We start from the raw sequence: 13,371 nt of genomic DNA, 5'->3' as shown, positions 1-13,371 counted from the left end.
ATGGCGGTGCCTCCGACCACCGGCCCCGGCTCCGTCGCGGTGGACGCCACCGGCGGCGGCCCGGGGCGGCCGCGCATGCGTCCGCGCCGCTCCGCGCCCGCGCACCACCTGCCGCAGCCGACGGCGCGGGCCGCCCGGCGCGGTGCGCTGTCCTTCTGGCCGCAGTACCTGGCCATCTCGCCGTTCTACCTGGTCTTCGGCGTCTTCATGCTCTGGCCGGTGTTCTACTCGCTCTACCTGGCCTTCCACCGCTGGGACGGCATCGGCGAGATGCAGTTCGTCGGGTTGCAGCAGTTCCGCTTCCTGATGGACGACCCGGTCTTCTGGCTGTCGATCCGCAACACCCTGGCCATCTGGGTGCTGTCGACGGTGCCGACGCTCCTGGGGGCGCTGGTGCTGGCCACGCTGCTCAACTCCGTGCGGCGCTTCAAGTCCTTCTACCGGATCGCGCTCTTCCTGCCGAACGTCACCTCGATCGTCGCCATCGCGATCTTCTTCGGGGCGGTCTTCAGCAACAACTTCGGCCTGGTCAACGCGATCCTGCACATGGCCGGCCTGCCCGAGGTCCAGTGGATGAGCAATCCGTGGACCATCAAGCTGGTCATCGCGCTGCTGATGACCTGGCAGTGGACCGGGTACAACATGATCATCTACCTGGCGGGGATGCAGGCCATCCCCGGCGAGGTCTACGAGGCGGCGCGGATCGACGGGGCCGGGCCGGTGCGGACCTTCCTGCGCATCACGATCCCGATCCTGCGCCCGGTCATCCTGTTCACGGTCGTCATCTCGACCGTCAACGGCCTGCAGAGCTTCACCGAGCCGCAGGTCCTCTTCGGGAGCAACGCGGCCAACGCCAATCTCGGCGGCCCCGGCCAGGCGGGTCTGACCACCTTGCTCTACTTCTACCAATCGGCGTTCTCCAACAACGACTTCGGCTACGGGGCCGCCATCGTCTGGGCGTTCTTCGTGCTCATCCTCGTGCTCGTCGTCGTCAACTGGCGCCTCGTCCAGCGCGGGAGGAAGTCATGACGCGCACCGCACGGTCGCTGCGCCCCAAGGGGCTTTACCCGCACCTCGTGCTGATCGTCGCGGTCCTCGTCTCGGTCTTCCCGTTCTACTGGACGATCGTCATGGCGACCAACACCACCCGCGACATCTACCGCACGCCGCCCAAGGTCTCCTTCGGCCCGCACCTGCTGGACAACGTCCGCACGGTGCTCGACAGCATCGACTTCTTCGGCTCGATGCTCAACACGCTGGCCGTCGCCAGCGTCTCGACCGTGCTCGTGCTCCTCGTCGACTCGATCGCGGCCTTCGCCTTCGCCAAGTTCGACTTCCCCGGGCGCAAGTGGCTCTTCGGGGTGCTGCTCGTCTTCATGATGCTGCCGCTGCAGCTGGCGATCATCCCGCAGTACCTGATCATGATGCACCTGGGCTGGCTGGGCACGCTCAAGGCGCTCATCCCGCCCGCGCTGGCCAACGCCTTCGGCATCTTCTGGCTGCGCCAGTACGTCAGCGGGGGCGTCCCCGACGAACTCCTCGACGCCGCCCGCATGGACGGCTGCGGCTTCCTGCGCCAGTACTGGCACGTGGTGCTGCCGATGATCCGCCCGGCGCTGGCGTTCCTCGGCATCTACGCCTTCGTCAACGCCTGGAACGACTACGTCTGGCCGCTGATCGCCCTGGTCAACCCCGAGCACATCACGCTCCAGGTCGCCCTGGCCCAGCTCAACGTCGGCCGCTCCACCGACTACAGCGTCGTGATGGCCGCCGTGCTCATCGCCTCCGCGCCCCTGGTGGTGGTCTTCGCGCTCTTCGCCCGGGGCTTCATCGCGGGCGCGACCGAGGGGGCCGTCCGCGGCTGACCCGTCACCGGTCCCGGGGCGCGCCCGGCGCCCCGGGCGGGCGGTCAGCCCGTCTGCACCGTGACCATGCCGTTCTCGGTGGTGGCGGTGATCCTGCGGGACGACGACGGATCGGTCGGCACGGTCACCTGCCGCATGCCGACGCCGGTCCGGGCCTGCACGTCGTAGGCGGTTCCGGGCGGCACCGTGACGGTGACCATGCCGTTCCCGGCGGTGGTGGTGACCTCCTGCGGTGCGACCGCGAAAATCGCCTCGACCGTGCCGTTCTCGCTCGTCAGGGACGCCCGGCGGGCGCCCAGCGCGGTGCCGGTGACGCTGCCGTTGCCCGTGCCGAGGTCGACCGCGCCGGTGACGCCGTCCGCCTCGACCTCCCCGTTGTCCACCCTGACGGTGACGGGCGTCGCGGGGGGCACCCTGACGACGTAGTCGACCTTGCACGGCCGGCTGTTCCCGCACCCGGAGCCGACCAGCCTCAGGGTGCCGCCCTCGACCCGATGACGGGTGGCCGGCTTCACGGCGCCGTACTCCAGGGTCTCGGTCACCGACATCGGCCCGCTCCCCACGGTGATCCGCACGGAGCCGTTCTCGTTGCGCACGTCGAGCGCCTTCGCGCCCGAGATCTCGTAGGAGTGCGGGGAGGACCCGCCCGTCGCGCCGCCGGGCGACCCTTTGCCCGAGGGGACGACGGAGCCGGTGACGTCGGCACCGGGTGCCCCGTCGCCGCCCGCGTCGCAGGACACCAGGAACCCCGCCGCAAGGGCCAGGACGACCGCCACCGCGCGCCAACTCTTCACCACTGCCTTCTCCTTGCACGTCGTCAACCATCGCCCCACGGGGAGCATATCGCTGCAAAGGCGGCATTCCCGATCCTCCGATGGGGTGACTGGCCCGCCGGGGCGCGGGTACACGCCCTTCGAACGCGGTGCGGCGAACGGGTGGCAGCGGCCGTGCGGGCGGCGCGCGGGGCGGGCCGGGTGCACCGCGGCCGGTAGACCTGGCGGACGGGGCGGACGGATCCGGGAGGGCAGGATGGGGCGCAGGGCTGCCGAGGTGACGGGGTGGCTGCTCGTGCTGCTCGCCCTGTACGTGGTGCTGATCGGGCCGGTCACGGTGCTGGAGGTCGTCGTCGGCGCGGCCGGCGCGCTGCTGGCCGGCATCGCCGCGCACACGGTGCGGAAGGCCGCGGGCGCGACGCCGGGCGGTGCCCGGTACGTGGCGCGGGCGGCACGCGCCTGGCCGGGCGCGGTGCTCGCGGAGACCTGGCGACTGGCCGCGGCGGCCGTCGGCGGGCGGGCGCACCGCGGCGGCCTGCACACCCTGCGGCTGCCGGAGGGCGTCGGGACGGGATGGGCGACGGCGATGCTGTCCGCCACCCCGGGCACCGTCGTGGTGGACGTCGGCGACAGCGGCGAACGCGACGTCACGGTGCACCGGTTGGGTGTCGGCGCGTCCGCGATGGAGCGGGCGCTGGGCGCCGAGGAGGTGCGGCGATGAACGCGTGGCTGATCGCGGCCGGGGTGCTCATGAGCGCCGGGCTGGGTCCGTGCGCCTGGCTGGTGCTGCGCGGCGCGGCACACGCCCGGCTGGCCGGGGTGAGCCTGGCGACGACGCTGGTGGCGGTGGTGTTCCTGCTGCTGGCCCAGGGCTTCGGGCGCAGTTCGTACGGCGATCTCGCACTGGTGCTGGCCGTACTGGGGCCGGTCGGGACGCTGGTGTTCACCCGGTTCCTGGCCGGGGAACCGCACGAGGGCGGCGGTGCCGCGACATGACGGCCCGTCATGTGTGCGCACTGGCGCTTCTGGTCACGGGCTGCGCCGTGCTCCTGCTTTCCGCGGCGGCGCTGGTCCTGCTGCCCGGCCCCTACCGCCGGCTGCACGCCCTGTCCCCCGCGGGAGCGCTGGGCGCCCCGCTGGTGGTGCTGGCCCTGGCGGTGGAGACGGGGCCGGGGCGCGCCGCGCTGAAACTGCTGTTCGTCGGCCTGCTGCTGGCCGCGGGCGGCACGGTGACCACGATGGCGCTCGGGCGCCTGACCCTGCGCATGGACGAGCGAACGGAGCCCGCCGCATGACGGGCACCGATGTGCTGGTGGTGATCGCGCTGCTGCTGGTGGCGGTGACGGCCACGGCGGCCGTGCTGACCCGCGACCCGGTAAGGCAGTCGGTCGTGCTGGCCTTCCTGGGCCTGGCGTTCGCGCTGCTGTTCACCGTGTTCCAGGCACCGGACGTGGCGCTGTCGCAGCTGGCCGTCGGCTCGGTGCTGACGCCGCTGCTGATCCTCCTCACCGTCCGCCGGGTCCGGCGCGGGCCCGCGGCCAAGCGGACCGGGCGGGACGGCCGGTGAGGCGCGGCACGCGGATCCGGCTGTTCGCCGTCGCCGCCGCGGTGCTGTTCGCGGGCTGGACGCTCGCCTGCGCCGGCCTGCCGCCGTTCGGCGGTGACGTCCATCCCTACGGCGAGCGGGCGGTCGCCGCGGCGCTGACCCGGCACACGGCGAACGCGGTCTCCTCGGTCAACTTCGACCAGCGGGCCTTCGACACCCTCGGCGAGGAGTCCGTGCTGTTCGCGGCGGTCCTGGGGGCCACCGTGCTGCTGCGGCTGGCCCGTGACGAGCGCAAGGTCGGCCCGGCGCCGCTGTCGGTGCTGCCGGCCACCCGGCTGTTCGGCGCGCTGCTGCTGCCGGTGACGCTGCTGACCGGCTGGTACGTCGTCGCGCACGGCCAGCTGAGCCCCGGCGGCGGCTTCCAGGGCGGCGTGGTGCTGGCCGCGGGCCTGCACCTGGCGTACGTGGCCGCCGACTACCGGGTGCTGGGCCGGGTGCGCCCGCTGGCCGTCCTGGACGTGACGGACGCCCTCGCGGCGGCCGCGTTCACGGCGCTGGGCCTGGTGGGGCTCGCGGTGGCCGGCGCGTACCTGGCCAACACGCTGCCGCTGGGGACTTTCCGCGACCTGGCCTCCGGCGGGCTCGTGCCGCTGATCAACGCCGCCGTCGGGGTGGAGGTGGGCTCGGGCGTCGTCGTCCTGCTCGCGGCCTTCCTCGACCAGGCCGTGGAGGTGACCGACAGGTGAGCGTGCTGCCCTACCTCGTGGCCGGCTGGGTCTTCCTGGCCGGGATGTACGGGCTGGTGACCAGCCGTGACCTGATCCAGGCCGTGGGCTGCCTGAGCGTCACCCAGTCGGGGACGTACGTGCTGCTGCTGGCCGTCGGCTACCGGCACGGCGGCACCGCCCCCGTCTTCTCCGACACCTCCGTGCGCACCCCGGTCGTCGACCCGGTCGTACAGGCGATGACCCTGACCGACGTCGTGGTGGGGGCGGTGGTCACCGCGCTGCTGCTCAGCCTGGTCATCCAGTTGCGCAAGCGGCACGGCACCCTGGACCCGGAGTCGCTGACCGGGCTGAAGGGCTGAGGGCGCCGACCGTGGGGCCGGACGCCCTGCTGCCGCTGGCCGTCGCCGTTCCGCTGCTCGGCGCGGTGCTGCTCGCCGTGTGCGGCAGACGGCTGCCGCGGCTGGGATGCGATGTGCTGGCCACGGTCTGCGCGGCGGCGGAGGTCGTGGTCGTGGCGGCGCTGTGGGCGGGCACGGGCGACGGGCTGTCCGTGGTGTGGCTCGGCGGCTGGCGGCCGGAGGCCCTGAGCGGCCACGGCGTCGGCGTCGTCCTGGCCGCGGACCGGGTCGGCGGCGGGATGGCGCTGCTCGCCGCGGTGCTGGTGCTGGCGGTGGTGGTCTACTCGTGGCGCTACTACGCCGAGCCGGGCGGCGACCACGCGGGGAACTTCCCCGCGCTGCTGCTGCTCTTCGAGGCGGGCATGTGCGGCTTCGCCCTGACCGGTGACCTCTTCGACGCCTTCGTCTTCTTCGAGCTGATGGGCGTGGTCGCGTACGCCCTCACCGGGTACCGCATCGAGGACCCCCGCCCGCTGCAGGGCGCGCTGACCTTCGGCTTCGTCAACTCGCTCGGCGCGTACGCCTCCTTGATGGGCATCGGCCTGCTGTACGCGCGCACCGGCGAGCTGGGCTACGCCGCGATCGGACGTGAACTGGCGCGGCACGGCGGGCCGGACGCCCTCGTGGTGTGCGGCTTCGTGCTGGTCGTGACGGGGCTGCTGGTGAAGGCCGCGATGGTCCCCTTCCACCTGTGGCTGCCCGACGCGCACGCTGTCGCGCCGACCCCGGTGTGCATGCTGCTGTCGGGGGTGATGGTCGAGCTGGGCGTCTACGGGGTCACGCGCGTCTACTGGGCGGTCTTCTCCGGTCCCGGCGGCATCCCGCCGCACGCGCTGCGGGACACCCTGACGGCGTTCGGGGTGCTGACCGCACTGGTGGGGGCGGTGATGTGCTGGCAACAGCGGCACCTGAAACGTCTGCTGGCCTTCTCCACCATCTCGCACGTGGGCCTGTTCCTGGTGGGCGTGGCCACGCTCACGCCGCTGGGCACCGCGGGCACCGCCGTGTACGTCGCGGGGCACGCCGGGGCCAAGGCCGCCCTGTTCGGACTGACCGGCGTGCTGCTGGACCGGTACGGCTCGGTCGACGAGCACGGGCTGCACGGCAGGGCCCGGGAACTGGTGCTGCCCGGCGCGCTGTTCCTGCTGGCCGGGCTGGTGCTCGCCGGGCTGCCGCCGTTCGGCACCGGGCTGGGGAAGGCGCTGGCGGAGGACGCGGCGGCACACTGGCTGGGATGGCTGCCCGCCGCGTACTTCGTGGCCTCGGCGGTGACCGGTGGCGCCGTACTGCGCGCCGCGCTGCGGGTCTTCCACGGTGCAGGTCCCCGTCCTGCCTCCCACCCCTGGGAGCCGGAGACCAGCGGGGAGGGCGAGGAACCCGAGATCCGCGGGCCGCGCCGTGTGCTGCCGGTGATGATGGTCACCGTCCCGGCGCTGCTGCTGCTCGGCTGTCTGGCGGTCGGCACGGTCCCCACCGTGGGCGCCTCCCTCGCCCGTTCCGCCACGGTGTTCACCGACCAAGCGGGCTACGCCGCCGCGACGCTCGGCTCGTCGCGCCCGGCCGGTCCTGCCGACGTGCCGCCCGCGGCCGGGTGGACGTCGGAGGGCGTGCTGCTGGGCCTGCTCTCCACGGCCGCCGCCGCGGCCCTGGCCGCGGCCGCCGTATGGGGCCCGGGTGCCTCCGGCGCCCTCGCGCGGCGTACCCGTACCGCCGCCGGTGCGGTGACCCGGACGGCTGTGGTGCCGCTGCGCCGGCTGCACTCGGGGCTGCCCGGGGACTCCGTCGCCTGGCTGACGGTCGGCGTCGCCGTGCTGCTCGTCGCCTTCGGCGCGCAGGCGGGCGGGGGATGACACGTGGCGGTCGTACCACCGCATGCACCAGCCCCCGCCCCGCCCGCGACCACCAGCCCGCCCGGGTCTCAGGCCCCCGACCGTGCGCGGTGCCGCTCCACGCCTTCGGCGCGGAGCCGGACAGCCGGACAACCCACCCCCATCCGCACCACCGCGAACCCCGGCAGCCCGCACCCGCGACCACCGGGCGACCGCGCGGGCTCCGGCACGCCGGGCGGGGGATGACGCGTGGCGGTCGCACCGGCCGCCCGCCTCCGGCCGTTACGGTCCGTGCATGGAACCGGGTATCGCCTTCGCTCTGTGTGCCGCCGTCCTGATGGGGACGGCGACGGTGATACAGGCCATGGGCGCGCGCCGGGCCGCCGCGGGCTCGCCCGGGGCGCCGTGCTCGGGCGCGCGGACGCTGCTGGCGGCACTGCGGTGCTGGCCGTTCGTCGCGGGCGTCGGGATGGACGCGCTGGGCTTCGCGGCGGAGCTGGTCGCGCTGCGGTCCCTGGCGCTGTTCGTGGTCGAGGCGGCGCTGGCGTCCTCGCTCGCGGTCACCGCGGTCGTGGCGGCGGTGCTGCTGAAGGTGCGGTTGCGTGCGGCGGAGTGGACGGCGGTCGGCGCGGTGTGCGTCGGGCTCGCGGTGCTGGCGGTCTCCGCGGGCCGGGACGGCGGGGGCGAGGGGGACCTGCGGCTGCGGCTGGCGATCCTCGTCACGGCGGTCGTGCTGGCGGTCGCCGGCCGGATCGTGGACCGCCGTGTGACGCGGAGCAGGGCGGCGGTGCTCGGCGCCGTGGCGGGGCTCGGCTTCGGCGTCGTGGCGGTCGCGGTACGGATGCTGATCGGGTTCGAGGTGGGCGAACTGCTCGCGGACCCGGCGACGTACGCCGTCGTCATCTCGGGGATCACCGGCTTCGTCTTCCTCGTCGACGCCCTCCAGGCGGGCTCGGTGACCGCCGCGACGGCGGCGATGGTCATCACCGAGTCCCTGTGGCCCGCGCTGTTCGGGGTGGTGTGGCTGGGGGACTCCACTCGGCACGACCGGGCCCCGCTCGCCGTGCTCGGCTTCGTGCTGTCGATCGCGGGGGCACTGGTCCTGGCGCGGTTCGGAGAGGCGGAGCAGGGCGCGCCGCCCCCGTCGGCCGCGGGGGGCCGCCCCGGAACGACGGCTGAACGTAGCCCCCCCGGCAGCCCGGCACCCGGCCCGGCACGGCCCAACAGTGAACCCGGGCACGGGCCACCCGTGCGGGCGGGTCCACGCGTGGTGCCGCAGCCGGGCGTCCTCCATCAGCTGGCGTACCGGCGCGGCCCGCACCGCGAGTCCCGGCACGCGGTCGATGACGTCCATGACCAGCCGGAAGCGGTCGAGGTCGTTGCGGACGACCATGTCGAAGGGCGTGGTCGTGGTGCCGATCTCCTTGTAGCCGCGCACGTGCAGGTGGGCGTGGCCGGTGCGGCGGTAGGCGAGCCGGTGGATGAGCCACGGGTAGCCGTGGTAGGCGAAGATCACCGGCTTGTCGCGGGTGAAGAGCGCATCGTACTCCGGGTCCGCCATGCCGTGCGGATGCTCGTCCTTGGGCACCAGCCGCGCGAGGTCGACCACGTTGACCACCCGTACGGCCAGCTCGGGCAGATGACGGCGGATCAGTGAGGCGGCGGCCAGCACCTCCTGGGTGGGCACGTCCCCCGCGCAGGCGAGGACGACGTCCGGTTCGCGGGTGCCGTCCTCGGTGCCCGCCCACTGCCAGACTCCGGCGCCGCGGGCGCAGTGGGCGCGGGCGGCGTCGAGGTCGAGCCAGTCGAAGCAGGGCTGCTTGCCGGCGACGACCACGTTGACGTAGTCGCGGCTGTGCAGCACGTGCTCGGCGGTCGACAGCAGGGTGTTGGCGTCCGGCGGCAGGTAGACCCGCACGACCTCGGGCGCCTTGTTGAGGATGTGGTCGATGAAGCCGGGGTCCTGGTGGGAGAAGCCGTTGTGGTCCTGCCGCCACACGTGCGAGGTCAGCAGGTAGTTCAGGGAGGCGATGGGGCGGCGCCAGGGCAGCGCCCGCGTGGTGCGCAGCCACTTGACGTGCTGGTTCACCATGGAGTCGACGATGTGGACGAAGGCCTCGTAGCAGGAGAACAGCCCGTGCCTGCCGGTGAGGAGGTAGCCCTCCAGCCAGCCCTGGCAGGTGTGCTCGGACAGGATCTCCATGACGCGGCCGTGCCGGTCGAGGTTCTCGTCGACCGGGAGCACCTCGGCCTGCCAGGCCTTGCCGCTGGCCTCGTAGACCGCCTGGAGCCGGTTGGAGGCGGTCTCGTCGGGGCCGACGAGCCGGAAGTCGCGGCGCTCGGCGGTGTCGGCCATGACGCGTTCCAGCAGGTCGCCGAGGATCCGGGTGGGCTCGTGCAGGGTCACTCCCGGCTTGTCGACCTCGACGGCGAACCGCTCCAGGGGCGGCACGGGCAGGTCGCGCAGCAGCAGCCCGCCGTTGGCGTACGGGGTGGCGCCGAGCCGCAGGTCGCCCTCGGGGACGCAGGCCAGCACCGCGGCGGTGGGCGCGCCGTGCTCGTCGAACAGCTCCTGCGGCCGGTACGAGCGCATCCACTGCTCGAGCTGCCGCAGGTGCTGGGGGTTGTCGCGGACCGCGGCCAACGGCACCTGATGGGCGCGCCACGTGCCCTCCACGGGCAGGCCGTCGACCTCGGCCGGACCGGTCCACCCCTTGGGCGTGCGCAGCACGATCACGGGCCAGCGCGGGCGCCCGCTCTCCCCGCCCTCGCGGGCGGCGGCCTGGATCTGCGCGATGCGGTCCAGGGCGGTGTCCATCGCCTCGGCCATCGCGGCGTGCACGGCCATCGGGTCGTCCCCGCTGACGTGCAGCGGCTCGTGTCCGTAGCCGCGCAGCAGTTCGTCGAGCTCGCCCTCGGGGATGCGGGCCAGTACGGTCGGGTTGGCGATCTTGTAGCCGTTCAGGTGCAGCACGGGCAGGACGGCCCCGTCGTGGACGGGGTCGAGGAACTTGTTGGAGTGCCAGGACGCGGCGAGCGGCCCGGTCTCGGCCTCGCCGTCGCCGATGACGCAGGTGACGACGAGTTCGGGGTGGTCGAAGGCGGCACCGTAGGCGTGCGAGAGCGAGTAGCCCAGCTCACCGCCCTCGTGGATCGAGCCGGGGGTCTCCGGCGCGACGTGGCTCGGCACGCCCCCGGGGAAGGAGAACTGCCGGAACAGCCGGTCCATGCCCGCGGCGTCACGGGGGACGTCCGGGTAGGTCTGCGAGTACGTGCCCTCCAGCCACGCGTTCGCCAGGACGGCCGGGCCGCCGTGCCCCGGGCCCCAGACGGCGAGCTCCCGCTGCCCGCGGGCCTTGATCACCCGGTTGAGGTGGGTGTACACGAGGTTCAGGCCGGGCGAGGTGCCCCAGTGGCCGAGCAGCCGTGGTTTCACGTGTTCGGGGCGGAGCGGTTCGGCCAGGAGCGGATTGCCCATCAGGTAGATCTGGCCGACGGCCAGGTAGTTCGCGGCGCGCCAATGGGCGTCGAGGGCACGAAGCTCCTCGTCGTGCATGGCTTCCTCCGAAACGTCGGGTACGGGAGACCTCTCCTTCCCAGACTCGGCACTCCCGATGACGGTCCGCTAGGGCCGGATGGGGCCTCTTCCGGTGGTCCGGACGCCGACGGGATGTCCGACACGGGCCGTGATCTGGAGTGCGCGTGCCGCAGGAGGGGGCAGGGAAGATCGCGGATTGAGCGGATTCGGGCGAACCGGACCGGTTTCGGCGCATCCCCGGCACGGCCCGCCGCCAGGCCCTACGGTCCCGGAATCGGCCCCGAACGGACCCGGATGGACAGGCGGACCACGATGCACGAGACCAGGACCGACACGCCGGCCCCGGCGGTCGGCGACCCGGCCGCCGAGGAGATGTTCCGCGCACTGCTGGACGCGGCCCCGGACGCGATGGTCATCGTGGACGGCACCGGTGTCATCAGACTGGTCAACGCCCAGACCGAGTCCCTGTTCGGCCACACCCGGCAGGAACTGCTGGGCCGCCCCGTCGAGGTGCTGGTCCCCGATCGCTTCCGCGGCCACCACCCCGCCTACCGGCACGGCTACGCGCACAACCAGCAGGTACGGCCGATGGGCGCCGGGCTGGAGCTGTACGGGCTGCGCAAGGACGGCCGGGAGTTCCCCGTCGAGATCAGCCTGAGTCCGCTGCAGACCGCCGACGGCCTGCTGATCTCCGCGGCGGTGCGCGACGTCAGCGAGCGCAAGGCCGCCGAGGAGCGCATCAACGAGCTGGCGGTGCTCGTCGAGTCGTCCCAGGACGCGATCCTCGCCAAGACCCTCGACGGCCGCATCACCTACTGGAACGCCGCGGCACAGCGGCTGTACGGGTACGCGGCGGAGGAGGCCATCGGCCGGCACGTGTCCATGCTGGCCCCGGCGCACCTGAAGGAGGAGATCGCGAACCTGCTGGAGCGGCTCGGCCGGGGCGAGCGGGTGGAGCACTTCGAGACGCTGCGGGTGACGAGCACCGGGCGGCTGCTGGACGTGGACGTGACCCTCTGGCCGATCCGCGACCGCGACGGGGCCATCGTGGGCGCCTGCTCCATCGTGCGCGACATCGCCGACCTCAAGCGTGCCGAGGAGGAGCTGACGGAGCTGTACCGGCAGCAGCGGCACATCGCGCTGACCTTGCAGCGCAGCCTCATGGGGTCACCGGACGAGCCGCCCGGCATGCGAACCGCCAGCCGCTACTTCCCCGCCACGCAGGGCGCGGGCGTCGGCGGTGACTGGTTCGACCTCATCCCGCTGGGCGGCGGTCAGGTGGGTGTGCTCATCGGCGACGTGATGGGGCGTGGCCTGGAGGCCGCCGCGGTGATGGGGCAGTTGCGGTCTGCGGCCCGCGCGCTGGCCAAGACCGGGATACCCCCGCGGCAGTTGATGCAGGCGCTCGACGCCTTCGTCACCGACCTGCCCGACCAGCTCGTCACCTGCTGCTACCTGGTGGTGGACCCGGACGCGGGCGAGGTGACGGTCTGCTCGGCGGGCCATCTGCCGGTGCTGCTGGTGGACCCCGGCCCCGACGCCGCCGTGCGCGAGCTGCCCGCGCCGATCAGCGTGCCGCTCGGCGTGGGCGACGTGCCGCACCAGCAGGTGTGCCTGCCCGTCCCCGCCGGGTCGACGCTCGTGCTGTACACCGACGGGCTGGTCGAGACGCCGCGCTCCGACATCGACGCACAGCTCCGCCGGCTCGGCACGCAGCTGCGCACCGCCTTCGCCCGCTCCCCCGGGCTGGAGGAGGCCGCCGACACGGTGCTGGCCTCGCTCCGCCCCGACGCCGACGGCCACGCCGACGACGTCACCCTGCTGCTCGCCCGGCTGCCCGAGGCCCCGCTCGCCGCGACCGCCATGGAGGTCACGGCCGTCCCCTCGGCGGTCGCCGACGCGCGCGGCTTCGTCCGCGAGACCCTGGCGCAGTGGGGCTGCGAGGAGGTGTCGGACGCCGCCTGCCTGCTGGCCTCGGAGGTCCTCACCAACGCCGTGCGACACGCCCAGGGGCCGTTGCGGCTGCGGCTGCACCGTACCGACCGGGAGATCACCGTCGAGGTCACCGACCACAGCACGCACATCCCGCAGCGCCGTCCGGCCGAACTCGGCGACGAGTCGGGGCGCGGTCTGCTGCTGGTGGAGGCCCTGGCCACGGGCTGGGGCACCCGGCCGTCCAGCGACGGCAAGACGGTCTGGTTCACCCTCCCGCTGGCGCACCGGTGACGCTCCGGCCGGCGCCGCCGGTCACCTCGGCCACCTCCACGAAGTGCGGGTTGTACATCACGCCGAGCAGGTTGCCGAAGGGGTCGAGCGCCGCGCCGGCGACGAAGCCGTGGCCGTAGTCGCGCGGTGCCTCGTGCGGGCGGGCCCCCAGGGCGAGGAGCCGCTCCCAGACCGCCTCGAGGTCGTCGACGTGCCAGTAGGCGAGGACGCCGGCGGGCGCGGAGGCCGTGCGGGAGACGCCCAGCTCCTGGCTGTGGTCCCCGAGGCGGAACTCGATGTAGTCCGGGGTGTCGAAATAGGGCTCGATGCCGAGCAGTTCGGTGTACCAGGCCTTGGCGGCCGCGAGGTCCTGTGCGTGGTAGCGGATGGTGGCCACGCCACGGAAGGTCGTCGTCATGCCGTCATGCTCGCCTGCCTTGCGGTCGGTTCCGGTCCGCATGGCGCGGGACCGGGCCCGGACGGCGGTGC

The 13,371-nt window shown here is 73.5% G+C and carries 12 protein-coding genes and 1 pseudogene; 10 read left to right on the top strand and 3 right to left on the bottom strand.

What is annotated here, in order from left to right; genetic code table 11:
• Positions 1-1,029: a carbohydrate ABC transporter permease gene (locus tag ACFV3E_RS12965; RefSeq protein WP_500534740.1), complete on the top strand. Its 1,029-nt coding sequence runs from the start codon at positions 1-3 to the stop codon at positions 1,027-1,029.
• Positions 1,026-1,865, top strand: a complete 840-nt coding sequence (locus tag ACFV3E_RS12960) for a carbohydrate ABC transporter permease (protein WP_500534739.1) — start codon at positions 1,026-1,028, stop codon at positions 1,863-1,865. The genes ACFV3E_RS12965 and ACFV3E_RS12960 overlap by 4 nt, the downstream gene beginning before the upstream one ends.
• A gap of 44 nt (positions 1,866-1,909) precedes the next feature.
• Here ACFV3E_RS12960 and ACFV3E_RS12955 read toward each other — a convergent pair whose 3' ends face one another.
• Positions 1,910-2,659 carry a DUF4097 family beta strand repeat-containing protein gene (locus ACFV3E_RS12955; protein WP_500534738.1) on the bottom strand — a complete coding sequence of 250 codons (750 nt, stop codon included), beginning with the start codon at positions 2,657-2,659 and terminating at the stop codon, positions 1,910-1,912.
• Between the two features lie 235 nt (positions 2,660-2,894).
• Between ACFV3E_RS12955 and ACFV3E_RS12950 the strand changes: the two genes are divergently transcribed.
• From ACFV3E_RS12950 to ACFV3E_RS12920, 7 genes are read left to right on the top strand one after another with little or no spacing between them, the layout of a single operon-like run.
• Complete coding sequence (locus ACFV3E_RS12950) at positions 2,895-3,359, top strand: Na+/H+ antiporter subunit E (protein ID WP_500534737.1); 465 nt, start codon at positions 2,895-2,897, stop codon at positions 3,357-3,359.
• The gene (locus tag ACFV3E_RS12945; RefSeq protein WP_500534736.1) at positions 3,356-3,634 is read left to right on the top strand and encodes an MrpF/PhaF family protein; all 279 of its coding nucleotides are present in this window, start codon (positions 3,356-3,358) and stop codon (positions 3,632-3,634) included. The genes ACFV3E_RS12950 and ACFV3E_RS12945 overlap by 4 nt, the downstream gene beginning before the upstream one ends.
• The gene (locus tag ACFV3E_RS12940; RefSeq protein WP_500534735.1) at positions 3,631-3,933 is read left to right on the top strand and encodes a monovalent cation/H(+) antiporter subunit G; all 303 of its coding nucleotides are present in this window, start codon (positions 3,631-3,633) and stop codon (positions 3,931-3,933) included. The genes ACFV3E_RS12945 and ACFV3E_RS12940 overlap by 4 nt, the downstream gene beginning before the upstream one ends.
• Positions 3,930-4,205 (top strand): Na(+)/H(+) antiporter subunit B, encoded by a 276-nt coding sequence (locus tag ACFV3E_RS12935; protein WP_500534734.1) that lies wholly within the window; start codon positions 3,930-3,932, stop codon positions 4,203-4,205. Before ACFV3E_RS12940 ends, ACFV3E_RS12935 begins: the two co-directional genes overlap by 4 nt.
• A complete protein-coding gene (locus ACFV3E_RS12930) occupies positions 4,202-4,930 on the top strand; it encodes an MnhB domain-containing protein (protein ID WP_500534733.1) in 729 nt (242 codons plus the stop codon). The genes ACFV3E_RS12935 and ACFV3E_RS12930 overlap by 4 nt, the downstream gene beginning before the upstream one ends.
• Positions 4,927-5,271, top strand: a complete 345-nt coding sequence (locus tag ACFV3E_RS12925; protein WP_500534732.1) for a sodium:proton antiporter — start codon at positions 4,927-4,929, stop codon at positions 5,269-5,271. The genes ACFV3E_RS12930 and ACFV3E_RS12925 overlap by 4 nt, the downstream gene beginning before the upstream one ends.
• Before the next feature lie 11 nt (positions 5,272-5,282).
• Positions 5,283-7,160: a complex I subunit 5 family protein gene (locus ACFV3E_RS12920; RefSeq protein WP_500534731.1), complete on the top strand. Its 1,878-nt coding sequence runs from the start codon at positions 5,283-5,285 to the stop codon at positions 7,158-7,160.
• Positions 7,161-8,373: 1,213 nt separating this feature from the next.
• Here the strand turns inward: ACFV3E_RS12920 and ACFV3E_RS12915 are convergent.
• Positions 8,374-10,695: pseudogene (locus ACFV3E_RS12915) on the bottom strand (phosphoketolase family protein); the annotation flags it as partial.
• Between the two features lie 294 nt (positions 10,696-10,989).
• On the opposite strand from ACFV3E_RS12915, the gene ACFV3E_RS12910 reads away from it, so the two are divergent.
• Complete coding sequence (locus tag ACFV3E_RS12910) at positions 10,990-12,903, top strand: PAS domain S-box protein (protein ID WP_500534730.1); 1,914 nt, start codon at positions 10,990-10,992, stop codon at positions 12,901-12,903.
• Here ACFV3E_RS12910 and ACFV3E_RS12905 read toward each other — a convergent pair.
• On the bottom strand, positions 12,878-13,300 hold the full coding sequence (locus ACFV3E_RS12905; RefSeq protein ID WP_500534729.1) for a VOC family protein: 423 nt from the start codon (positions 13,298-13,300) through the stop codon (positions 12,878-12,880). The genes ACFV3E_RS12910 and ACFV3E_RS12905 overlap by 26 nt on opposite strands.
• Positions 13,301-13,371: the final 71 nt, after the last annotated feature.

Source organism: Streptomyces sp. NPDC059718 (genome assembly GCF_042733315.1).
Taxonomy (GTDB): domain Bacteria; phylum Actinomycetota; class Actinomycetes; order Streptomycetales; family Streptomycetaceae; genus Actinacidiphila.
This window is presented reverse-complemented; position numbering and strand designations above follow the sequence as displayed.

Coding starts and splice junctions, on each gene's coding strand:
- ACFV3E_RS12945 (WP_500534736.1), top strand. CDS start 3,356: ATGAACGCGTGGCTGATCGCGGCCGGGGTGCTCATGAGCGCCGGGCTG.
- ACFV3E_RS12935 (WP_500534734.1), top strand. CDS start 3,930: ATGACGGGCACCGATGTGCTGGTGGTGATCGCGCTGCTGCTGGTGGCG.
- ACFV3E_RS12940 (WP_500534735.1), top strand. CDS start 3,631: ATGACGGCCCGTCATGTGTGCGCACTGGCGCTTCTGGTCACGGGCTGC.
- ACFV3E_RS12965 (WP_500534740.1), top strand. CDS start 1: ATGGCGGTGCCTCCGACCACCGGCCCCGGCTCCGTCGCGGTGGACGCC.
- ACFV3E_RS12905 (WP_500534729.1), bottom strand. CDS start 13,300: ATGACGACGACCTTCCGTGGCGTGGCCACCATCCGCTACCACGCACAG.
- ACFV3E_RS12950 (WP_500534737.1), top strand. CDS start 2,895: ATGGGGCGCAGGGCTGCCGAGGTGACGGGGTGGCTGCTCGTGCTGCTC.
- ACFV3E_RS12910 (WP_500534730.1), top strand. CDS start 10,990: ATGCACGAGACCAGGACCGACACGCCGGCCCCGGCGGTCGGCGACCCG.
- ACFV3E_RS12960 (WP_500534739.1), top strand. CDS start 1,026: ATGACGCGCACCGCACGGTCGCTGCGCCCCAAGGGGCTTTACCCGCAC.